This is a genomic window from Ruegeria sp. BC6, assembly GCF_056539185.1.
This window is the reverse complement of the sequence record NZ_JBQFUM010000001.1, coordinates 743881-763739: the sequence shown is the minus strand read 5'-3', so window position 1 is coordinate 763739 and position 19859 is coordinate 743881. Positions and strand designations below refer to the sequence as shown.

Sequence of the window (19859 nt, the reverse complement as noted above, 5' to 3'; positions counted from 1 at the left end):
AATCCTGCCGAGGCAAGACAAAGGGGGTGGTTCGAATCAGGTGGATATGCCAATAAGAACATATAGTGAACAAATAATGGAGTGGATCAATGAATTTGAAAGAAATCGCCCAGGAACTGGTGGCGGGTTGCCGCGAAAACCGCGCCAAGGAGAATCTGGACAAGTTGTATGCAGCCGATGCCGTCTCGGTCGAGGCGATGGACATGCAGGGCATGGGCCGCGAGACCCACGGCATCGAGGGCATCCGCGGCAAGCATGATTGGTGGGAAAGCGCGCACGAGGTCTCGGGCGCGTCGGTCAGCGACCCGTTCCTGCATGGTGAAAACAGCTTTGCCGTGATTTTTGAAGTGCAGGGCAAGGTGAAGGAAAGCGGCGAAGCTTTCGACATGCGCGAGGTCGGCGTCTATCACGTGGTCAACGGCAAGATCGTGCGGGAAGAGTTCTTCTACTGATTTGCCGACGCCAATCTGGTCTTCCCTGTCTGGCCGGTGCTAGACATGCGGGTAACAAATGACAGGGGGGATCACATGGATCTGGGACTACAAGGAAAACGCGCGCTGGTCTGTGCCAGCAGCAAGGGCTTGGGGCTGGGCTGCGCCGAGGCGCTGGCCGCCGAGGGTGTCGATTTGGTGATGAACGCACGTGGGCCTGACGCGCTGGAGGCGCAGGCCGACCGGTTGCGCGCCGATTACGGTGTCGAGGTGCAGACGGTCGCCTGCGACGTGACCACGCCCGAAGGCCAGGCGCAGGTGATCGAGGCCGCGCAGGGCGTTGATATCCTTGTGACAAACGCCGGTGGTCCGCCGCCGGGCCTGTGGTCCGACTGGGATCGCGAGGATTTCATCAAGGCGCTGGATGCGAACATGCTGACGCCGATCGCCTTCATGAAGGCGCTGTTGCCGTCGATGATGGACAAGGGTTGGGGCCGGGTGGTGAACATCACCTCGCAATCGGTGCGGGCGCCCATCGCGGTGCTGGGCCTGTCGAACGCCGCGCGCACCGGGCTGACCGGCTATGTGGCCGGAACCGCGCGGCAGGTGGCGCCCTACGGCGTGACCATCAACAACCTGTTGCCCGGCATTCACGCCACCGACCGGGCGGACTCGCTGGATGCCGGAGTTTCGGCGCAGAAGGGCATCTCGCTGGACGAGGCACGGGCCGAGCGCGCGGCCACGATCCCGGCGCGGCGCTATGGTACGCGGCAGGAATTCGGCGCGACCTGTGCGTTTCTGTGCTCGCAACATGCCGGGTTCATCGTGGGGCAGAACATCCTGTTGGATGGCGGCGCGACCAACCTGACGATGTGACCGTGGCGCAGGGGTTTTCGCTGAAGGATCAGCTGTTCAACGCGGAAAAGACCCTTTACCTGGCCGGCCTGTTCACGCAGGCCGACCCCGGGTTTGACGGAGAGGCGTTCCAAGCGCGGGTCATGTCGCGCCTGCCGGAGCTAGAGCTGAAGCAGCGGATCGCGTGGATTGCCGATTGTTTGCAGACGGCCTTTCCCGGCGCGCTGCCCGACGTGGCCCCGGTGATCCTTCGGGCCTTGCCACCGCCTCTGGACCCGTCCCTGAGCGATGACGATTTCGGTGATTTCATCTTTGCCCCATTGGGCGAGTGGGTGGCGCAGGTCGGCGCGGACCATCCTGACGTGGCGCTGGATGTGCTTGCAGAGATCACTCAGCGATTTTCGATGGAATGGGCGATCCGGCCCTTTCTGAACAGCCATCCCGATCTGGTGCTGGACCGGATGCAGGACTGGTGCGGGCATTCCAGCTATCACGTCCGGCGGCTGGTCTCCGAAGGCACACGCCCGCGGCTGCCGTGGGGGCAGGCGGTCGGGCTGGACCTGTCTGACCCGCTGCCGCTGCTGGATCGTTTGCGCTCGGATCCGACACGTTATGTCACGCGGTCGGTGGCGAACCATCTCAACGACATCACCAAAAAAGACCCCGACCTGGCATTGAACCGCCTGAGGGAGTGGCACGCCTTGGGCGCGCAAAACAGCGACGAGATGCGGTGGATCACCGCACATGCGCTGCGCGGGCTGGTCAAGTCCGGCCATGGCGGGGCGATGGCGCTGCTGGGTTATGATCCCGACGCACCGCTAGAGGTGAATGTTGAGGTGATTGGCGAGGCCCGCATCGGCGGGGTTCTGGAGTTCGCCGTCTCGGTATCAGGCCCCGGTGATCATCCGGTCTTGATTGACTATATCGTGCATTTTCAGCGACCTGGCGGGAAAATCTCACCTAAGGTTCACAAGCTCAAGCAGGCCAATCTGTCAGATGGCCGCCTGCGGCTGAGCAAGCGTCACAAACTCAAGGGCGACGCCACCACGTTTCGGCTGGTGCCGGGGCCGCATCGGCTTGAGATTCAGATTAACGGCAAGGTCCGCGCGGGCGTGCCGTTCGAGTTGCTGGCCTAGCGCCTCTCTTGCGCCCGATGGGCGGGGTTGTTATCCCGGCGCAAGCCCGATGAATTTGATCGGGAAAAGGCAATTGGGGTCCGTCGGTGGCAATCAACACAGCTCCTCCGCGATTGGAAATCCGCAATCTGGTCTGTCGGTTCGGCGGGCGCACGGTGGTGGATGATGTCTCGCTGACCGTTCAGGCGGGGCAGGTGACCTGTCTGCTGGGCCCGTCGGGGTGCGGCAAATCCACTACGTTGCGGATGATTGCCGGCGTCGAAATGCAGGACTCGGGCGAAATCTACGTCGATGGCAAGTTGGTCTGTGACACGGTGTTCAGGGTGCCGCCGGAACGTCGCGAGATCGGACTGATGTTCCAGGATTTCGCTTTGTTTCCGCACCTCAGCGTGGCCGACAACGTGGCTTTTGGCCTGAAGGGGGCCAAAGAGCAAAAACGGGAACGTGTCGAAGAGTTGCTCAGAAAGGTCGACCTGATCCGCCATATCGACGGGTTTCCGCATCAACTGTCAGGGGGCGAGCAGCAGCGGGTCGCGCTGGCCCGAGCGTTGGCGCCGCGTCCGCGGATCATGCTGATGGACGAGCCGTTTTCTGGCCTCGACAACCGTCTGCGCGACGGCATCCGCGACGAGACCCTCGCCATCCTCAAGGAAGAGGACGCCGCCGTGCTGCTGGTCACGCACGAGCCCGAAGAAGCGATGCGCATGGCCGACGAGATTGCACTGATGCGCCGCGGCAAGATCGTGCAGCAGGGCGCGCCCTACAATGTCTACACCCGACCCGTAGACAAGGCTGCCGTGGCATTTTTTAGTGATGTCAATGTGTTGCAGTCCCAGGTGAATGGAGCATTGGCGCAAACGCCATTTGGTCAATTCCTGGCGCCGGGCGTTCCCGATGGCACGGACGTCGAAATCGTTTTCCGCCCTCAGCATGTGCGGCTGGACTTTGATCGCAATGGCAAGGGACCGCTGCCGACGGCGACCGATGGCGTTGCAGCCCGCGGCGTGGTCGAGCGCGCTCGCTTTCTGGGCAACGAAAGCCTGATCGAGTTTCGGATGGACTATGACGGCTCGATCCTCAAGGCGACCGTCCCGAACGTGTTCGTGCCCAATCCGGGCCGGGTGATGTGGTTGACCATCCGGCGGGATCGCTGCTTCGTTTTTCCAGCCTAGGCGCCGCAACCGGTCGATTTCCCGGCGAGTGGTGCGCGAATGCCGCAGAATGCGCCGGGGCATCGCTTGCCGCATCCTTTGGGGCCGTCTATCAAGGGCGAAACGCGGGGGCACAGGCAGGCAATGCGCATACTTCTGACAAATGACGACGGGATCAACGCCCCGGGCCTGATCGCGCTCGAGGCGATTGCTGCGGATGTGGCCGGCCCGGATGGTGAGGTCTGGATCGTGGCTCCGGCTTTCGAACAGTCAGGGGTCGGGCATTGCATCAGCTATACCCATCCCATGATGGTGGCCAAACTGGGCGAGCGTCGTTTCGCGGCCGAAGGGTCGCCGGCCGACTGCGTGCTGGCCGGGCTGCATGACGTGATGAAGGGCGCGCGACCTGATCTGGTTCTTTCAGGCGTGAACCGGGGCAACAATTCGGCCGAGAACACTTTGTACTCGGGCACGATCGGCGGCGCGATGGAGGCCGCACTTCAGGGCATTCCGGCGATCGCCTTGTCGCAGTATTTTGGTCCGCGCAATCTTGGGCTGGACGACCCGTTCGAGGCCGCCACGCGGTTCGGAGCGGACCTGGTACGACGCATTCTTGAGGCCGATCCGCCCGCGCAGGAAGACTACCGCCTGTTTTACAACGTGAATTTCCCTCCGGTGCCTGCCGAAGAAGTTCTTGGTACCCGCGTCGTGCGTCAGGGATTCCGACGCGACACGCATTTTGGGGTGGAACCGCACAGCTCGCCCTCGGGCCGCCGTTTCCTGTGGATCAAGGGGGGCTATCAGCACAACCCGACGGCTCCGGGAACGGATGCTGCGGCGAACCTGGACGGCTATATCTCGGTCACGCCGATGCGGGCCGACCTGACCGCCGATGATGCGCTGGAGGCGTTGAAGAAGATCGAATGACCGGACTGGACCCCGAAACCAAGATGCAGTTCCTGTTCGCCCTGCGGTCTCGCGGGGTGACGGATGCGCGTGTTCTTGACGCGATGGAGCAGATCGACCGCGGCAAGTTCGTGCGGGGCCTGTTCGCCGAGCGTGCCTACGAGGACACGCCACTGCCGATTGCATGCGGCCAGACGATCAGCCAGCCCTCGGTCGTAGGTCTGATGACGCAGGCGCTGCAGGTCACGCCGCGCGACAAGGTGCTCGAGGTGGGGACGGGTTCGGGGTATCAGGCTGCGGTGCTGTCCAAGCTGGCGCGGCGGGTCTACACCGTGGAACGCCACAAGCGTCTGGTACGCGAAACCGGTGAGCTGTTTCGCGAGTTGGGTCTGACGAATATCACGGCGATGCTGTCGGATGGATCTTTCGGGTTGCCCGAACAGGCTCCTTTTGACCGCATCATCGTCACCGCCGCAGCCGAGGACCCGCCGGGCCCGCTCTTGGCGCAGCTCAAAATCGGCGGTATCATGGTCTTGCCCGTTGGGCAGTCGGATGCGGTTCAGACTCTGATACGGGTCACCAGAACCGAGACCGGGCTGGAATATGACGAACTGTTGCCTGTTCGGTTCGTGCCCTTGCTGGAAGGGCTTGGAAAGGACGAGGCGTAACGTAGGTTTAGGAAATGGGCGCCAGAACCCCGGCAAACAGGGGCAGGTGTTGAGGACAGTGATATGAGAGCAGTTTCCAAGTCAGTCTTGGGTCGTGGAACAACGGCGATGGTGGCCGCGCTGGTGCTTGCCGGTTGCGAAGGCCCGCTGGATTACGACCTGCGCGGTCAGGTCGGCGGTTTTTCGACCACTCCGGCCGCACAATCAGCCACCACGAACCGACCGGCGCCGGACAGCCGTGGCGTGATCACCTATCCGACATATCAGGTTGCCGTCGCGCAACGGGGTGACAACGTCGCCGCCGTGGCTGCGCGTGTCGGTCTGCCCGAGGCAGAGCTGGCACGGTTCAACGGTCTCAAGCCCACCGACCAGCTGCGCGAGGGCGAAGTGCTGGCCTTGCCACGGTCCGTCGGCGCCGGAGCGGGGAATGTCGATATCGCCTCGATTGCCACGACCGCGATTGATCAGGCGCCGGACACGGGCGGCGTGCGGGTCACGAACCTTGAGCCGGCCAAACCGGCGCCCGTCACCTCAACGGACGAGCCGATCCGGCACAAGGTCAAGCGGGGTGAGACGGCTTATACCATTTCGCGCCTGTATCAGGTTCCGGTCGATGCGCTGGCTGAATGGAACGGTTTGGGTTCGGACTTCGCCGTGCGCGAAGGGCAGTTTCTGCTGATCCCCGTCAAGAATCAGGCTGCACCGCGCCAAGCTGCCGCCGCAGCGCCCACGGCGACCACCGAACCGGGGCAGGGATCGCCCACCCCGACGCCGCCCAGTGCAACGCAGCCGCTGCCGGACGAAAAAGTTGCGCCGTTGACGCCCGCTCCGGACGTGACGGCCGAGGCCCCGACGAATTCCAGCTCGTCAGCCTTGGCTCTGCCGGTAACCGGCAAGATCATTCGCCCGTATGCCAAGGGCAAGAACGAAGGGATCGACATCGCCGGTTCGCCCGGAGCATCGGTAAAGGCGGCCGAAGCTGGTACCGTGGCGGCCATTACGGCGGATGCAGATCAGATCCCGATCATCGTCGTCAAGCACACCAACGATTTGCTGACGGTCTACGCGAATGTCGAGAACATCTCGGTCAAGAAAGGCGACCGGGTCAACCGCGGCCAAAGCATTGCCAAGCTGCGCGGTGGTGAGAACGCCTATGTGCATTTCGAAGTGCGCAAAGGGTTCGAGTCCGTCGACCCCGAAACCTATCTGCGCTGAGGCTCAGAGTGCGGTTCCAAGTAGCCTTGGGTGAAAATCGGGATCAGGCGGTCGGGTCGTAGTCGGCTAGCCGCTTTCCGGGCTCGTCGGCAAAGATCTCGGGCAGCGGTGTGACGCTTTCGATCAGGTCGATGCGGAACACGCGGAAGGCGTCGCGCAGCTCGCACCAGGCGGTCAGGGTCCAGACCCGGCCCCAGTATTCCATGTGCAGGGGGCGGATCGTGCGCTCGGTCAGGGTTCCGTCGATTCGCCGGTAGGTCAGCCGCAGCTTCTGGCGCGATTTGATGGCCGCCCGGATCGGAGCCATATGCGCCAGCCCGCGCGCGGCATCGGCAAAGGGGTAGACGGCGAATTTCCATGCATCGGCCTCGGCCACCACCTGGGTGGGCAGTACCGCGTCGATCTTGGCGGCCAGCGACTCGGCGGCGCCTTTCAGGTCGGGGTCGGCGGCCTCGGCCACGATCGCCATCCCGAGGTTCAGGGCCTCAAGCTCGGCCGGGGTGAGGTTCAGCGGGGGCAGGGTGATCTGCTCGCGCACCATGTAACCGACTCCGCGTTCACCCTCGACCGGGACGCCCGACGCCACCAGCGTGTCCATGTCGCGATAGATGGTGCGGACCGAAACCTCGAGCCGGTCCGCGATGTCCTGCGCGCGGTGCAGTTTGCCGTCGCGCAGGATCTGGATGATGTCGAACAGGCGGTCAGTGCGGCGCATGACACGCCGTCCGGACCGCGATCAGGCGGTCATGTTCCATAGCACTTTCTCGTGACGCATCTGGATGCTGGAGGGGTCGATGGCCGCCATCAGACCGGCGGCAAAATCCTGTTGGGGGAACTGCGCGGCGGCGTCCTGCGCGGCTTTCATGTCGGTCCAGATGACATAATCGGTCCAGCGGCCATCCTCGCCCTGGCTCAGCTGTCGGTGGGCAAAGCCCGAGGCCGCGCGCACGAAGGCCTCGGTCGTCTGGCTGAGCCTGACGAACTCTTCCGGCGTGGTGCCATCAGCGAGGGTGAAGGTGACGATTTCAGCAACATGGGTCATGTGAGTCTCCGTTGACCAGGTTTCGATGCCCTGTTCCTAGTCGCCTGCAACTGACATAAACCTGTCAGTAGAGAATTGCCAGCCCGCAAAAAGCGCCCGAGCGGCCCGGATTTGAACGCGGAATTGACTTGCGTCACTTTTTTCGGCTGCCCGGTGGGCGTAGACAGGCTTCCAGATCACATTCCCGGCGCGGCGCGCCGACGTAGAAGGAGAAGAGACATGCTCAACAATATCGGCCTTCCCGGCCTGCTGCTGATCGCCGTCGTGGTGCTGGTGCTGTTCGGCCGCGGCAAGATCAGCTCGTTGATGGGTGAAGTGGGCAAGGGCATCACCGCATTCAAGAAAGGCGTCAAGGACGGTACCGAAGAGATCGAACAGGACGCGTCCGAGCTGGCCAAGGATGTCACGCCCGAGTCCGACAAAGACAAGGTCTAATCGCCCATGTTTGATCTGGGCTGGACCGAGCTTCTGGTCATCGGCATCGTTGCCCTGATCGTCGTGGGGCCCAAGGACCTGCCGGTTCTGTTCCGCAATGTCGGACGGTTCGTCGGCAAGGCCCGCGGCATGGCGCGTGAGTTCTCAAGCGCCATGAACGAGGCGGCCGACCAGGCGGGTGTGAATGACATAAAGAAAGGACTGGACGCGGCCACCAACCCGGTGGGCAGTGCGATGGACGGCGTCAAGCAGGCGGCCCAGGACATGGCCAAGAGCATGGACCCGACCAAGTTCGACCCCGACAGCGAAACCGGCAAACTGGCCGCTGAGCGCGCCGAGCAGGCCAAGAAGATCCAGGCCTCAACCGCCCGTGCGGCTGCCGAGCGCAAAGCGAAAGAAGCCGCCGAGGCCCTGGCCAAGGCTGAAGAGGCCGAAGCCGCGCTGAGAACCGAAGGCAAGACATGAGCAAGACCGACGAGATCGAAGATACCTCGGCCCCCCTGATCGAGCATCTGGCCGAGCTGCGCACGCGGCTGATCCACAGCGTCGTGGCATTTTTGATCGGTATGATCATCTGTTTCACCGTAGCCACGCCGATCTTCAACTTTCTGACCCAGCCCCTGTGCGATGTTCTGTCCGAGCGGGGACAGGACTGCGACCTGATCTTCATTTCGCCGCAGGAGGGCTTCTTCGTGGCGATCAAGGTCTCGCTCTTGGGTGGGTTCATTCTGGCCTTTCCGTATATCGGTATGCAGATGTGGCGGTTCGTGGCGCCGGGGCTCTATCGATCCGAGAAGAACGCCTTCCTGCCGTTCCTGCTGGCCTCGCCCTTCATGTTCCTGCTGGGCGCGAGCTTTGCCTTTTACGTGGTCACGCCGCTGGCCTATGACTTCTTCCTTGGGTTCCAGCAATTCGGGGCCGAGGGTGAGGCCTTAGCGGATGGTGCCACTGCGCCGCTGAGCGTGGTTTTCCAGGGTTCGGCACAGGAATACCTGAACCTGACGATCAAGTTCATCGTGGCCTTTGGCCTGTGTTTCCAGCTGCCGGTTCTGTTGACCCTGATGGGCAAGGCCGGGCTGGTCAGCGCCGAAGGCTTGGGCGCGGTGCGCAAATATGCCGTGGTGGGCATTCTGGTTCTGGCCGCCATCGTGACCCCGCCGGACGTGATCACCCAGATCATCCTGTTCGTTGTGGTCTATGGCCTGTACGAGATCTCGATCTTCCTGGTGGCCCGGGTCGAGAGAAAGCGTGAAGAACAGCTGCGGGCCGAAGGCTACTATGACGATGAAGAAGCCGCCGATGATGCGATGATGGACGAGTTTGACGCAGAAGACGGCAAATAAACCCGAGCAGTAAATGGGGAAGGGCGTGCCTTGGCGGGTGCGCCCTTTCTTCATCCGGGTCTTGTTGGCGGCCCGTGAACGTGGTTGAAATCGGCCGCAAGACTTCGGAGGACCCATGGACGACCAAGCCCTGAACCGCATCGCCGACGCCTTGGAGCGCATGGCCCCGGCGCCGTTGGCCGCGCCCGATTTCTCGGCCGCGCCCGCCTTTGTCTGGCACATCGGGCCCGACCGGCTTGAGCCGGTGCACAATGTCAACCGCGTCGATCTGGATCTGCTGGTGGGCATCAACCGGTCGCGCGATACGCTGCTGGACAACACGCGCCGCTTCGCTGCCGGGTACAAGGCCAACAACGCGCTGTTGTGGGGTGCCCGCGGCATGGGCAAGTCCAGCTTGGTCAAGGCGGTGCATGGGACCCTTCAGCCCGAGTTTCCCGACCTGAAGCTGGTCGAACTTCAGCGCGAGGATATGGGCTCGGTCGCGCGGTTGCTGAACCACCTGCGCGCCGCACCTTACCGGTTCATCCTGTTCTGCGATGACCTGTCGTTCAGCCATGACGATCAGCACTACAAGTCGCTGAAGGCCGTGTTGGATGGCGGGATCGAGGGCCGGCCCGAAAACGTGGTGTTTTATGCAACGTCGAACCGTCGCCACCTGATGCCGCGCGACATGATCGAGAACGAGCGCTCGAGCGCGATCAACCCGTCCGAGGCGGTCGAGGAAAAGGTTTCGCTGTCCGACCGGTTCGGCCTGTGGCTGGGGTTCCACCCCTGCGATCAGGACGAATACCTTGCGATGATCGACCGGTATTGCGCGGCCTATGGCGTCAGCGTCGATGCCGACGTTCTGCGGGCCGAGGCGATCGAATGGCAGGCCACGCGCGGAGCGCGTTCGGGCCGCGTGGCGTGGCAGTTCTTTGTCGATCTGGCGGGCCGGCAGGGCGTTCACATCGAATGAAAACGGCGCCCGCTTGGGGCGCCGCAACATCTTTCCCGTCGATCTGACCGAAAGGTCTCAGCCCAGCATGGACAGCAGGCGCGCTGCCTCGTCCGAGGGACTGGCCAGCTTAGACCGGTCCTCACCGGGGAAGAAACGCGCGCGCAGGGCTGTGGCCATCGGCCTGGGCTGCAACACATGAACCTTCGGCCCGGTGCGCACGGTTTCGGCGGCCCAGCTGCGCGCCATGGCGATCTGCGCGGCCTTGGTTGCGCCGTAGGTGGCGCAGAACTTCTCGCCGGCACGCGGGTCGTCAAAGAATACGGCCTGTCCAGCCTCACCCAGCAAGGGCGCGACATAGGGGATCAGCACCGAAGTTGCCGAGGCGTTCACGTCCACGGACTTTTGCCAATCCTTGGGGTCGATGAAATTTGCGGGCGTCAGCGGTGCGGTGTGGATGGCCGTATGCAGCCACAGATCCAGCTTGCCCCAGCGGTCATGGATGCCCCGGCACAGCGTGGCCATGGCATTGGGGTCGGCGATGTCCATCGGCGCCAGGGTGGCCGCGCCCCCTTTGGCCTTGATGCGGTCATCCAGGTCTTCCAGCCCGCCGGTGGTGCGGGCAACGGCGACGATGTGATACTCGGGCGCCAGCGCCTCGGCCAGAGCGGCACCAAGGCCGCGTGAGGCGCCGGTGACAAGTGCGATTTTGGTCTGATCGGTCATGCGCGGGGTTTGAACCCAAGCGCGCAGCCCGTCAAGCCCGGATCAGCTTCCGGGGATGGCGATGCGCTGGGTCCGGCCGCTTTGTCGCAGCATGATGCCGTCTTTGTCGATGGCCACGATCGTGCCCGAACCAAACCGGCTGCCTGTCTTGACCTCTTTCACCCGTCCAGACGATGAGCGCATCAGGGCGCGCATGTCGTTCTGCGGGCCAAAGACGCCCAGGACGGTCGTACCATTCTTGCTGAGCGCGCCCTTTTGGGTGGCCGCGCTGTCGACTCTGGGATTTGCCATGTAAACTGGCCGGCCCGGTGGCCCGGCCTCCGTGTGATTGCGTGAGTGAGCAGCCGGTTGGCTAGCAGAGCCAAAGGGGAAGGAAAAGCCGGTGCAGCAGGTTTCGGCCATGTTTCGCCACGCCGATCCGGCCCATGAAAAAAGGGGCCCTGCGGCCCCTTTGGGAAGTCTCTGAATTTCGGCCTTATTCGGCCGCCGGTTGCATCTTGAACCCTTGTTCAACCATGTCCGCCGGAGTGACGGGATACTCGCCCGAGAAGCATGCATCGCAGTATTGCGGGCAGTCCTTGCTGCGGCCCTGCGATTCGCCGACCGCCCGGTACAGCCCGTCCAGCGAGATGAACTTGAGGCTGTCGACCGCCAGATGCTTGGTCATTTCTTCCTCGGTCATCGTGGCGGCCAGCAGCTTTTCGCGCTGTGGCGTGTCCACGCCGTAGAAACAAGGCCAGGCCGTGGGCGGCGAGGCGATGCGGAAATGCACCTCTTTCGCGCCGGCATCCAGGATCATTTCCTTGATCTTGCGGCTGGTCGTACCGCGCACCACCGAGTCGTCAACCAATATCACCCGCTTGCCCTCGATCAGGGCGCGGTTCACGTTCAGCTTGAGCCGCACACCCATGTTGCGGATCTGTTCGGTGGGTTCGATGAAGGTGCGGCCCATGTATTGGTTGCGGATGATCCCCATCGCGTAAGGAATGCCCGACTCCAACGAGTACCCAATGGCCGCGGGCGTGCCGCTGTCTGGCACGGGGCAGACCAGATCCGCCTCGACGGGGCTTTCCTTGGCCAGCTCGCGCCCGATGGCTTCGCGTGTCTCATAGACCGAGCGTCCACCCAGAATCGAGTCTGGGCGCGAGAAGTAGACATGCTCGAAGATACAGAACTTGCTGGGTTGCCGGCGGAACGGGAAGTGGCTCTCAACACCGTTCTGGGCATTGATCACAACCATTTCGCCGGGTTCGATCTCGCGCAGGAATTCGGCACCGATGATGTCCAGGGCACAAGTTTCCGAGGCCAGGCACCAGCCATCGCCGATTTTGCCCAATACCAGCGGGCGTACACCCAAAGGATCGCGGACGCCGATCAGCTTGGTGCGGGTCATGGCGACCACCGAGAAGGCACCCTCGACCCGGCGCAGCGCGTCCTCCATCCGTTCGGGGATGTTGCGCTGTAGCGAGCGGGCCATCAGGTGGATGATGCATTCGCTGTCGGACGAACTCTGGAAGATCGAGCCGCGCTCGATCAGCTCGCGCCGCAGGGCATTGGCGTTCGTGATGTTGCCATTGTGCGCAATCGCGGCGCCGCCCATCGAAAACTCGCCGAAGAATGGCTGTACGTCACGGATGGCGGTCTGGCCCTTGGACCCGGCCGTGGAATAGCGCACATGGCCGATCCCGATAGGCCCGGGCAGGCTTTCCATCACGTCGGACGAGGTGAAATTGTCGCGCACATAGCCAAATCGACGGGCCGAGTTGAAGCCGAGTTCAGGATCATGGGTGACGATCCCGCCGGCTTCCTGCCCGCGGTGCTGCAGGGCATGCAGACCAAGAGCAACGAAATTGGCGGCATCTTTGACGCCGACGACCCCGAAAATCCCGCATTCCTCGCGGAGCTTGTCATCATCGAACGGGTGGGCGGGGGGCATCTGCGGGCTATGCAAGACAGGCAGCTCCGATTCCATGGCGAGTTGGCCCTCACATAATGCCTAATGCCCCCCATGTCACCAAAGGATCATAATTCGTTTTGCCGCAGGCCGGGTTTCTGGTTTGATGGGGCCGCGAACATGAGTGTTTCCCGTGTTTTGAACGCGCTGCGTGGCATGACGCCGGCAGCATTTGACCGAGGGCAAAACAACTATGTGGCAGGGACGACCGAGCCAGAAAAAGGACGAGCACGTCAAGCGCCGGTGCCATCGGTGCCGCGGAATGGGACGTGCCCCTTGCCAGATATGCAATGGCAAGGGCGAAGTCCTGAAGAGCCGAGACCACTTGGGCAAGCCCCAGTTCAGCCGGTGTGACGGATGCTTTGGCCTGAAAACCAACCGCTGCTCGGTTTGTGGGGGCGAAGGGTTCGTCTGACCCTCTGACAAAAGAAAAGCCCGGCTGGCAGCCGGGCTGGTTCGTTTTGCTTGGCTGGTAGCTGTTACTGGCCCTGAGAATCCGCTGTGCAGGATGCAACAAGCTCTTCGTACTGGGTGGTCACCCAACCCAGGGCAGCCTCGGGGTTCTGTTCTTCGATCCTGTCGCTGAACTGCTCAAACACCTTGGCCGATCGGCTTTCGTCGACGATCGTGTAGGACTGGCCGGTCATCACGGTGTCGTAGACAAAGAAGGCGATGGCAACCAGCAGAATGCCGCGGGCAATGCCGAAGAAGAAACCCAGCGCCTGATCCAGCCCACCCAGCGCCGAGCGCTGTACCAGGGACGAGAACAACGGAGTGAAGATGCTGACCACGATGAGCGCAATGGCAAACACTGCGGCAAAGCCCGTAATCACTGACAATTCGCAGCTGTCACGCAAGAAGTCTCCGACCACAGGGATTTCCTTGACCAGCGGCACGGCTTGCGGTGCAAAGATGAAGGCCAGAACTGCGGCGGCGACCCAACCTGCAATGGCCATGACCTCGCGCATGAAGCCGCGCGAATAGGCCAGAATCCCCGACAGCACGATGATCAGGGCAACGAGCCCGTCAATTATTGTAAAACCTTCCATGGCCCTCGCCTGTTCTTTTTCTGCCCCTCGAGGCGCGACTTTAACCTGCTCCGAAGGTTTCGCCAACAAACCCGACCAAATCAGAGGGTCGGGTGAGTGTCAGACCTGCCACAGTACCGGTTTTGCCGCCTGCCGGAGCAATTGCTGCTGTGAAACCAAGTTTTTGCGCTTCTTTCAACCTGTTTTCGGTCTGCGGCGCTGGTCTAAGTGCCCCGGATAGCGAGATTTCTCCAAAAACCACGGTGTCGGCGGGCAGGGCGGTGTCCTCGCGCGCGCTCAGCAGAGCGGCGGCCACGGCAAGGTCGGCTGCGGGTTCGCTGATCTTCAGGCCCCCGGCCACGTTCAGATAGACGTCAAGCCCTGCAAAGGGGATGCCGCAGCGCGCTTCGAGCACGGCGAGGATCATCGCCAGCCGCCCGCTGTCCCAGCCGACGACCGTGCGGCGGGGCTGTGAATGGGGCGAGGGGGCGACCAGCGCCTGCAGTTCGACCAGCACGGGCCGCGTGCCCTCGATGCCTGCGAAAACGGCCGAGCCGGGGCTGGGTTTGCCGCGTTCCGACAGGAACAGGGCCGAGGGGTTGGTGACCTGCGCCAGACCTTTACCGGTCATCTCGAACACGCCGATCTCGTCGGCGGGGCCAAAGCGGTTCTTGACCGCGCGCAGGATGCGGAACTGGTGGCCGCGCTCGCCCTCGAAATAGAGGACGGTATCGACCATGTGTTCGACCACGCGGGGGCCGGCGATCTGGCCTTCCTTGGTGACATGGCCGACCATGATGATGGACACGCCGTGGCGCTTGGCAAAGCTGGTCAGCTCGTGCGCGGCGGCGCGGACCTGACTGACTGATCCCGGTGCGCTGTCGACATTGTCCGCCCACATGGTCTGGATCGAGTCGATGATGGCAAGGCCGGGTTTCTCGGCTTCGAGCGTGGTGAGAATGTCGCGCAGGTTGGTCTCGGCCGCCAATTGAACCGGCGCGTCTTCAAGCCCCAGTCGGCGCGCGCGCATGCGAACCTGGGCGCTGGCTTCCTCACCCGAGACATAGATGGTTTTCAGGCCCGACCGGGCAAAGCGCGCGGCGGCCTGCAACAGCAGGGTGGATTTGCCGATGCCCGGATCGCCGCCCACCAGCAGGGCCGAAGCCGGGACCAGCCCGCCGCCCAGGACACGGTCCAGTTCCTCGACGCCGCAGATTGTGCGGGGCGGCGGGGCCTCCTCGGTTGAGAGGTCAGTCAAGGTGACGGCCTGGCCGCGCTTGCCGCCCAGAGATTTCTTGGCTGGGCCCGCCGACAACGGGGCCTCTTGAACTATGGTGTTCCACTCGCCACAGCCGTCGCAGCGGCCGGACCAGCGGGAATGCGAGGCGCCACAGGCCGAGCAGGTGAAAGTCGTCGTCTTTGCCATGGCGCAATTCGTGCCCGAGCTTGCGCGGTTCTTCAAGCCCTTCCGGTGTTCAATCCGGACTGACGGGCCGCGGCGTCAGGCCCGGGCGGGCCATCCTTCGCGGCGGGTGCTGGCGCACCCGGTGAGTGAGTGGCTATTCGGCGGCGCGGGGTGGGGGCATGGCGATGACGCTCGACGCGGTCGGGTCGCTGTCGTCCGGCGGTGTCTGCAACTGGGCGGAAAGCTCGGGCAAAAGCTCGAACAATTCTTCGCGCAGACGGGCCAATTGCGCCTTGGCGATGGATTCCTCGATCTCGATGTCGCGGGTCCACTGGCGCAATTCATGCTGTATGGTCTGGGCGTCTTCGATCCGTTGCTGGAACAGTTCGACCTCTTCCTGCCGCTGTTGCAGGAACGCCCGCGCTCGCGCGACTTTGGCCGCGCCGTAGGTTTCGGCCAGTTCATGACTGACCTGGCTCATCTGCGCGGCCAATTCAAGGATCTCGGGCTCCAGCGATTGCAGGTCGGGGTGATCGCGCAGGAAGGCCATGCGCTCCTTGACCGCGTCAAACTCCGAGGCCAGCGCGAACACACCGTTGCGGTCGGCCGCATGTGCGATCTGGTAGGCATCGACCACGTCCTGCATCTGCAGCGAGAACTTCCGATGTGCGTTTTCCAACGCCATCATGCGCGCGCTGGAGGGCAGGTAGAAGGCGAGCATCAGAACCAGAGCGGTCAGGCCGATCTGGATGTAGATGCCTGCGTTCGGGATGTCCTGCCCGCCCAATCCAGCCTGCATCGTCAGCCAGGGCCAGACATTCACGGCGGCAAGCAGGGTGGCAGACACGGCAAACAGGGCGGCGGCACAGATCAGGAAAAAAGTCAGTCGCAGGAATACGTTCTGGAAATGAATTGAAATCGAATGGAGGGCGGCCATGGCAGTCCTACTCCTTTTGAAACCGGCAAAACCGGGCCCGGGCGGAGTATCCATCAAACGTGCAAGACGGTCCGCGTCGGACCCTGAAACAAAAATGACTTGGCTGCTCGAATACTGGCCATCATAGCCAGAAATGCGTTTTCAATCAATCAGGTCCGGAGGTTTCGTGAACCAAGTTTCACTTCGGTAACGTATCCCAGCGCGATCGACGCAAGGATGCAGCCGGTGAAAAGGTACAGGCCCCACGCTGTTTCGATCGTTGCGTATGAGATGCCCTTGGCCAAAGTGATGTAGAGCGCGATGAGGAAGATATCGGCCATGGCGAGCTTGCCCATGATGTTCAGCGCGGGCTGGACGCGCGGGTCCAGCAGGTCCCATTGGACCAGCGCGGTGCCGATGGTTTTGATGTACGGGGCGAACAGGGCAAAGACGGTGACGACCAGCGCGAGGAAGATGTCGGATTTCCAGAGGGATTGAAGGCCGGTGATTACGCTGATCTCGCTGAGGCCGAAGATTGGCAGCAGGCCCGCGCGCATCAGCGGGGCGAACCACGCGATGGGGTAGAGGATCAGGAGAGAGAGGGTGGCGAGGCGGAGGGTCATGAGTTCCCAAACTATCAGATATCTTCTTTCATTGTAGAAATCGTTGAGCCTTGCAGAAAAAAGCGAAGTCAAAAGCAGCCCAAAAATCAATATCCGAATGCTTGGAGCACCTGATAGAAACCAATTCCAGTTACTAACGCTACCGGAATAAAGGCAAAACCGAGTACGCGCACCCAACCGGGCAATTCACTTTTCACTGTTGGAAAGCTCGCGATGATTACGACAGACACCAACGCCCAAACGTTGCCTAGAATAAAGACTATTGCCGACTGTGCGAGCAGGGAAACAAATATCGTTAAGCCAGCCAGAATTATGCTTACAGAGTGCACGGGCATTTTCTTGAAGCAAACGATAATCAAACACAACGCGTACAACCAAAAAGCCGGCCATCCGTAAAGAATTGTGTAACTTAAGAAAGGTTGGTTCACCGTACCGCCTCAATCGGCCCTTCCGCACTCCCACTGATGAACTGTTCGACATAAGGATCACCCGAGGAATCCATCTGGCTGACCGGTCCGGTCCACTGGATCACCCCGTCATGCAGCATCGCCACGTTGTCAGCAATCGCGCGCACGGAACTCATGTCGTGGGTGATGGTCATAGCGGTGGCGCCCATTTCGGTCACGATCTCGCGGATCAGGTCGTTGATGACGCCCGACATGATCGGGTCCAGCCCCGTAGTGGGTTCGTCGAAGAAAATGATCTCGGGTTCGGCGGCGATCGCGCGGGCCAGACCTACACGTTTCTGCATGCCGCCCGACAGTTCGGACGGGTAGAGATCTGCCACCTTGGCGCGCAGGCCCACGCGGCGCAGTTTTTCTATCGCGATTTCACGTGCCTCGTCCGTCGGTCGTTTCAACGAGCCGCGCAGCAGGCGGAAGGCTACGTTCTGCCAGACGGGCAACGAGTCAAACAGGGCCGCGCCTTGAAACAGCATCCCGAACCTGGCCAGAAAGGCGTCTCGGTCACCGGTCTGGGCGTCCTGCCCATCGACAAAAATCTTGCCGCTGTCGGGTTTGATCAGACCAAGGATGCATTTCAGCGCCACGGATTTTCCGGTGCCCGAGCCACCGATGATCACCATGGACGTGCCTTTGGCAATCTCGAGGTTCATGCCCCTGAGCACTTGGTTGTCGCCGAAGGCCTTGTGTACGTTCTCCATCCGGATCATAGCGAGAAGAACACCCCCGTGAGAACGAAGTTGGCGGCAAGGATCAGCACAGCGGCGGCCTCGACCGAGCCCTTGGTTGCGCGGCCCACGCCTTGCGCGCCGCGCCCCGAATGCATGCCGAAATAGCAGCCCATGATGGCCGCGATCATGCCGAACGCCGCTCCTTTGACCAGCGAGGACAGGATGTCGAGCGGCTCGAGGAAATCGACCGTGTTTTTCAGATAGGCTGCCGGGTTGAAGCCGAGGTTCTGCGTCGCCACCGCATAGCCGCCTGCGATGCCGATGATGTCGCCCACGGCAACCAGAACAGGGACGGTGATCAATGCGGCCAGAACGCGCGGGGCCGCCAGGTATTTCATCGGGTGGGTCGACAGGGTGACCAGCGCGTCGATCTGCTCGGTCACTTTCATGGTGGCGATTTCAGCCGCGATCGACGAGGTGACGCGGGCTGCGATCATCAGGCCAACCATGACGGGACCCAGCTCGCGCACCATGCCGATGGCGACGATCTGGGGCACCACGGCCTCGGCGTTGAAACGCGCGCCGCCGGCGTAGATCTGAAGCGCCAGCGCGCCGCCGGTGAAAATGGTCGTCAGGCCTACGACCGGCAGCGACAGCCAGCCGATGTTCAGCAGGGCCATGCCCAGTTCACGCGGGTAGAACGGCGGTCGAAAGATGTGTGACAGAGCATCCAATGCAAACAGCGCCACGCGGCCGAACGCCGCCAGCAGGTTCAGGACCGCGCGGCCCAGTTCGCCAAGCCATGCGAGTGGATTCATTCGACATAGCCCCGCGAATAGCGGCTGCCGAGTGAGGTCAGGATCTCGTACCCGATGGTGCCTGCGGCCTCGGCCAGGTCGTCCAACGTCTGATGGCCGTTCAGAATGCGCAGACGTTCGGGCGTGTGTGGCAGGTCGGTCACGTCGACGGTGATCAGATCCATCGAGATGCGTCCGACGACGGGGCAGGGCAGGTCGCCGGCAAACGTGTCGATGCCGCCACCGATGGCGCGGTGCAGTCCGTCGGCATAACCCGCGGCCACGGTTGCGATCCGCGAGGGGCGCCGGGCCTTCCACGTGTTGCCGTAGCCGACGGTTTCTCCGACTGCCAGGTCGCGCACCTGTATCACCGGCAGATCGACGGTGACCACAGGTTTGGCGCCCGCAAAGGGCAAGCCGCCATACAGGCCGATGCCGGGCCGACAGAAATCAAAGTGGAATTCCGGCCCCAGCAGAAGGCCACCGGTGGCCGCCAACGAACGCGGAGCCGATACGCCGTCGGTCATCTCGCGGAAGGTTTTCAGCTGTTGCCGGTTCATGGGATGGTCCGGTTCGTCCGAACAGGCCAGGTGCGACATGACCACGACAGGGTTCAGCGCCTCGGCCCGGCTGCGCAGAGCGGCCCAGTCGGAAGGCTCCAGCCCGAGGCGGTTCATGCCACTGTCCAACTGAATCCCGAACGGATGGACCGGCAGCGCCTGCAGGTGGCGTTGGAATTGCTCGGGCGAGTTGATCAGCGGCACAAGGTCGTGATCGCGCAACAGGTCGGCGTCGCCCTCCATATGGCCTGAAAAGACGCAGATCAGCGGGCCGGGGCCAATCGCTTGACGGACGGCGGCACCTTCCTCGGAAACGGCGACAAAGAACTTGCGGACGCCTTCTTCGGCCAGCGTGTTGGCAACTGGTCCGGCGCCCAGACCATAGGCGTCGGCCTTGACCACGGCTCCGGTCTCGACATCGGTTTTTGCGTCCAGCGCCCGCCAGTTACTGGCCAGCGCATGAAGGTTGATCGTCAAACGTGCAGTACTCATGACCCGTTCATGACATTGCGCCGCACGAGGTCAAGGGGGAATGCGCTGCAAACGCGCGTAAAGTCCTTGCCATGGGCGGCTTGTAGCCGGGTTGCGCAGGTCCGTGC

General features: G+C 62.5%; 23 protein-coding genes. 11 read left to right on the top strand and 12 right to left on the bottom strand.

The window, feature by feature from the left end:
- Positions 1-89: 89 nt before the first annotated feature.
- The 7 genes from ACR0MM_RS03755 to ACR0MM_RS03725 all read left to right on the top strand — a co-directional run bounded on the left by ACR0MM_RS03755 (position 90) and on the right by ACR0MM_RS03725 (position 6362).
- Entirely contained in the window at positions 90-452 is a 363-nt protein-coding gene (locus ACR0MM_RS03755; protein ID WP_093962268.1) for a nuclear transport factor 2 family protein, read from the top strand.
- A gap of 75 nt (positions 453-527) precedes the next feature.
- Entirely contained in the window at positions 528-1307 is a 780-nt protein-coding gene (locus ACR0MM_RS03750) for an SDR family oxidoreductase (protein WP_170439025.1), read from the top strand.
- Positions 1308-1309: 2 nt separating this feature from the next.
- Positions 1310-2422 carry a hypothetical protein gene (locus tag ACR0MM_RS03745; RefSeq protein WP_480694492.1) on the top strand — a complete coding sequence of 371 codons (1113 nt, stop codon included), beginning with the start codon at positions 1310-1312 and terminating at the stop codon, positions 2420-2422.
- 86 nt (positions 2423-2508) lie between these two features.
- Positions 2509-3594: an ABC transporter ATP-binding protein gene (locus tag ACR0MM_RS03740; RefSeq protein ID WP_170338320.1), complete on the top strand. Its 1086-nt coding sequence runs from the start codon at positions 2509-2511 to the stop codon at positions 3592-3594.
- 123 nt (positions 3595-3717) lie between these two features.
- Positions 3718-4500 (top strand): 5'/3'-nucleotidase SurE, encoded by a 783-nt coding sequence (surE, locus tag ACR0MM_RS03735; RefSeq protein ID WP_480694490.1) that lies wholly within the window; start codon positions 3718-3720, stop codon positions 4498-4500.
- On the top strand, positions 4497-5147 hold the full coding sequence (locus ACR0MM_RS03730) for a protein-L-isoaspartate(D-aspartate) O-methyltransferase (RefSeq protein ID WP_170338827.1): 651 nt from the start codon (positions 4497-4499) through the stop codon (positions 5145-5147). Before surE ends, ACR0MM_RS03730 begins: the two co-directional genes overlap by 4 nt.
- Positions 5148-5210: 63 nt before the next feature.
- A complete protein-coding gene (locus ACR0MM_RS03725) occupies positions 5211-6362 on the top strand; it encodes a LysM peptidoglycan-binding domain-containing protein (RefSeq protein ID WP_480694488.1) in 1152 nt (383 codons plus the stop codon).
- Between the two features lie 43 nt (positions 6363-6405).
- Here the strand turns inward: ACR0MM_RS03725 and ACR0MM_RS03720 are convergent, their stop codons facing one another.
- Positions 6406-7077, bottom strand: coding sequence for a helix-turn-helix transcriptional regulator (locus ACR0MM_RS03720; RefSeq protein WP_480694486.1), 672 nt, complete (start codon positions 7075-7077; stop codon positions 6406-6408).
- Between the two features lie 21 nt (positions 7078-7098).
- Positions 7099-7404: a hypothetical protein gene (locus ACR0MM_RS03715; protein ID WP_480694484.1), complete on the bottom strand. Its 306-nt coding sequence runs from the start codon at positions 7402-7404 to the stop codon at positions 7099-7101.
- A 219-nt stretch (positions 7405-7623) separates the two neighbouring features.
- Between ACR0MM_RS03715 and ACR0MM_RS03710 the strand changes: the two genes are divergently transcribed.
- From ACR0MM_RS03710 to ACR0MM_RS03695, 4 genes are all read left to right on the top strand, one after another.
- Positions 7624-7839, top strand: coding sequence for a twin-arginine translocase TatA/TatE family subunit (locus tag ACR0MM_RS03710; RefSeq protein ID WP_170338833.1), 216 nt, complete (start codon positions 7624-7626; stop codon positions 7837-7839).
- Positions 7840-7845: 6 nt separating this feature from the next.
- Entirely contained in the window at positions 7846-8304 is a 459-nt protein-coding gene (gene tatB, locus ACR0MM_RS03705; RefSeq protein ID WP_170358981.1) for a Sec-independent protein translocase protein TatB, read from the top strand.
- A complete protein-coding gene (gene tatC / locus ACR0MM_RS03700) occupies positions 8301-9182 on the top strand; it encodes a twin-arginine translocase subunit TatC (RefSeq protein ID WP_170390335.1) in 882 nt (293 codons plus the stop codon). The genes tatB and tatC overlap by 4 nt, the downstream gene beginning before the upstream one ends.
- Positions 9183-9297: 115 nt before the next feature.
- Entirely contained in the window at positions 9298-10140 is an 843-nt protein-coding gene (locus tag ACR0MM_RS03695; protein WP_170358984.1) for an ATP-binding protein, read from the top strand.
- 57 nt (positions 10141-10197) lie between these two features.
- Here the strand turns inward: ACR0MM_RS03695 and ACR0MM_RS03690 are convergent, their stop codons facing one another.
- The 10 genes from ACR0MM_RS03690 to alr form a co-directional block, all read right to left on the bottom strand.
- Positions 10198-10845 (bottom strand): SDR family NAD(P)-dependent oxidoreductase, encoded by a 648-nt coding sequence (locus ACR0MM_RS03690; protein ID WP_170338841.1) that lies wholly within the window; start codon positions 10843-10845, stop codon positions 10198-10200.
- Between the two features lie 42 nt (positions 10846-10887).
- On the bottom strand, positions 10888-11136 hold the full coding sequence (locus ACR0MM_RS03685) for a hypothetical protein (protein ID WP_093962257.1): 249 nt from the start codon (positions 11134-11136) through the stop codon (positions 10888-10890).
- Positions 11137-11320: 184 nt separating this feature from the next.
- Positions 11321-12781 (bottom strand): amidophosphoribosyltransferase, encoded by a 1461-nt coding sequence (gene purF / locus ACR0MM_RS03680; protein WP_093962976.1) that lies wholly within the window; start codon positions 12779-12781, stop codon positions 11321-11323.
- Between the two features lie 497 nt (positions 12782-13278).
- Positions 13279-13848, bottom strand: coding sequence for a CvpA family protein (locus ACR0MM_RS03675; RefSeq protein ID WP_093962256.1), 570 nt, complete (start codon positions 13846-13848; stop codon positions 13279-13281).
- Positions 13849-13888: 40 nt separating this feature from the next.
- Complete coding sequence (gene radA, locus ACR0MM_RS03670; RefSeq protein ID WP_480694482.1) at positions 13889-15253, bottom strand: DNA repair protein RadA; 1365 nt, start codon at positions 15251-15253, stop codon at positions 13889-13891.
- A 133-nt stretch (positions 15254-15386) separates the two neighbouring features.
- The gene (locus ACR0MM_RS03665) at positions 15387-16169 is read right to left on the bottom strand and encodes a DNA repair protein (RefSeq protein WP_480694480.1); all 783 of its coding nucleotides are present in this window, start codon (positions 16167-16169) and stop codon (positions 15387-15389) included.
- Positions 16170-16318: 149 nt separating this feature from the next.
- On the bottom strand, positions 16319-16771 hold the full coding sequence (locus ACR0MM_RS03660) for a paraquat-inducible protein A (RefSeq protein WP_170338849.1): 453 nt from the start codon (positions 16769-16771) through the stop codon (positions 16319-16321).
- Positions 16772-17195: 424 nt separating this feature from the next.
- Positions 17196-17942: an ABC transporter ATP-binding protein gene (locus ACR0MM_RS03655; RefSeq protein ID WP_170370572.1), complete on the bottom strand. Its 747-nt coding sequence runs from the start codon at positions 17940-17942 to the stop codon at positions 17196-17198.
- The gene (locus ACR0MM_RS03650) at positions 17939-18721 is read right to left on the bottom strand and encodes an MlaE family ABC transporter permease (RefSeq protein WP_170338351.1); all 783 of its coding nucleotides are present in this window, start codon (positions 18719-18721) and stop codon (positions 17939-17941) included. Before ACR0MM_RS03650 ends, ACR0MM_RS03655 begins: the two co-directional genes overlap by 4 nt.
- Entirely contained in the window at positions 18718-19752 is a 1035-nt protein-coding gene (gene alr / locus ACR0MM_RS03645) for an alanine racemase (protein WP_480694478.1), read from the bottom strand. The genes ACR0MM_RS03650 and alr overlap by 4 nt, the downstream gene beginning before the upstream one ends.
- Positions 19753-19859: the final 107 nt, after the last annotated feature.

Excerpts from the sequence above, each read along its gene's own strand:
- ACR0MM_RS03755 (WP_093962268.1), top strand. The coding sequence starts at position 90 with ATGAATTTGAAAGAAATCGCCCAGGAACTGGTGGCGGGTTGCCGCGAA.
- ACR0MM_RS03750 (WP_170439025.1), top strand. The coding sequence starts at position 528 with ATGGATCTGGGACTACAAGGAAAACGCGCGCTGGTCTGTGCCAGCAGC.
- surE (WP_480694490.1), top strand. The coding sequence starts at position 3,718 with ATGCGCATACTTCTGACAAATGACGACGGGATCAACGCCCCGGGCCTG.
- ACR0MM_RS03730 (WP_170338827.1), top strand. The coding sequence starts at position 4,497 with ATGACCGGACTGGACCCCGAAACCAAGATGCAGTTCCTGTTCGCCCTG.
- ACR0MM_RS03725 (WP_480694488.1), top strand. The coding sequence starts at position 5,211 with ATGAGAGCAGTTTCCAAGTCAGTCTTGGGTCGTGGAACAACGGCGATG.
- ACR0MM_RS03720 (WP_480694486.1), bottom strand. The coding sequence starts at position 7,077 with ATGCGCCGCACTGACCGCCTGTTCGACATCATCCAGATCCTGCGCGAC.
- ACR0MM_RS03715 (WP_480694484.1), bottom strand. The coding sequence starts at position 7,404 with ATGACCCATGTTGCTGAAATCGTCACCTTCACCCTCGCTGATGGCACC.
- ACR0MM_RS03710 (WP_170338833.1), top strand. The coding sequence starts at position 7,624 with ATGCTCAACAATATCGGCCTTCCCGGCCTGCTGCTGATCGCCGTCGTG.
- tatB (WP_170358981.1), top strand. The coding sequence starts at position 7,846 with ATGTTTGATCTGGGCTGGACCGAGCTTCTGGTCATCGGCATCGTTGCC.
- tatC (WP_170390335.1), top strand. The coding sequence starts at position 8,301 with ATGAGCAAGACCGACGAGATCGAAGATACCTCGGCCCCCCTGATCGAG.
- ACR0MM_RS03695 (WP_170358984.1), top strand. The coding sequence starts at position 9,298 with ATGGACGACCAAGCCCTGAACCGCATCGCCGACGCCTTGGAGCGCATG.
- ACR0MM_RS03690 (WP_170338841.1), bottom strand. The coding sequence starts at position 10,845 with ATGACCGATCAGACCAAAATCGCACTTGTCACCGGCGCCTCACGCGGC.
- ACR0MM_RS03685 (WP_093962257.1), bottom strand. The coding sequence starts at position 11,136 with ATGGCAAATCCCAGAGTCGACAGCGCGGCCACCCAAAAGGGCGCGCTC.
- purF (WP_093962976.1), bottom strand. The coding sequence starts at position 12,781 with ATGCCCCCCGCCCACCCGTTCGATGATGACAAGCTCCGCGAGGAATGC.
- ACR0MM_RS03675 (WP_093962256.1), bottom strand. The coding sequence starts at position 13,848 with ATGGAAGGTTTTACAATAATTGACGGGCTCGTTGCCCTGATCATCGTG.
- radA (WP_480694482.1), bottom strand. The coding sequence starts at position 15,253 with ATGGCAAAGACGACGACTTTCACCTGCTCGGCCTGTGGCGCCTCGCAT.
- ACR0MM_RS03665 (WP_480694480.1), bottom strand. The coding sequence starts at position 16,169 with ATGGCCGCCCTCCATTCGATTTCAATTCATTTCCAGAACGTATTCCTG.
- ACR0MM_RS03660 (WP_170338849.1), bottom strand. The coding sequence starts at position 16,771 with ATGACCCTCCGCCTCGCCACCCTCTCTCTCCTGATCCTCTACCCCATC.
- ACR0MM_RS03655 (WP_170370572.1), bottom strand. The coding sequence starts at position 17,942 with ATGATCCGGATGGAGAACGTACACAAGGCCTTCGGCGACAACCAAGTG.
- ACR0MM_RS03650 (WP_170338351.1), bottom strand. The coding sequence starts at position 18,721 with ATGAATCCACTCGCATGGCTTGGCGAACTGGGCCGCGCGGTCCTGAAC.
- alr (WP_480694478.1), bottom strand. The coding sequence starts at position 19,752 with ATGAGTACTGCACGTTTGACGATCAACCTTCATGCGCTGGCCAGTAAC.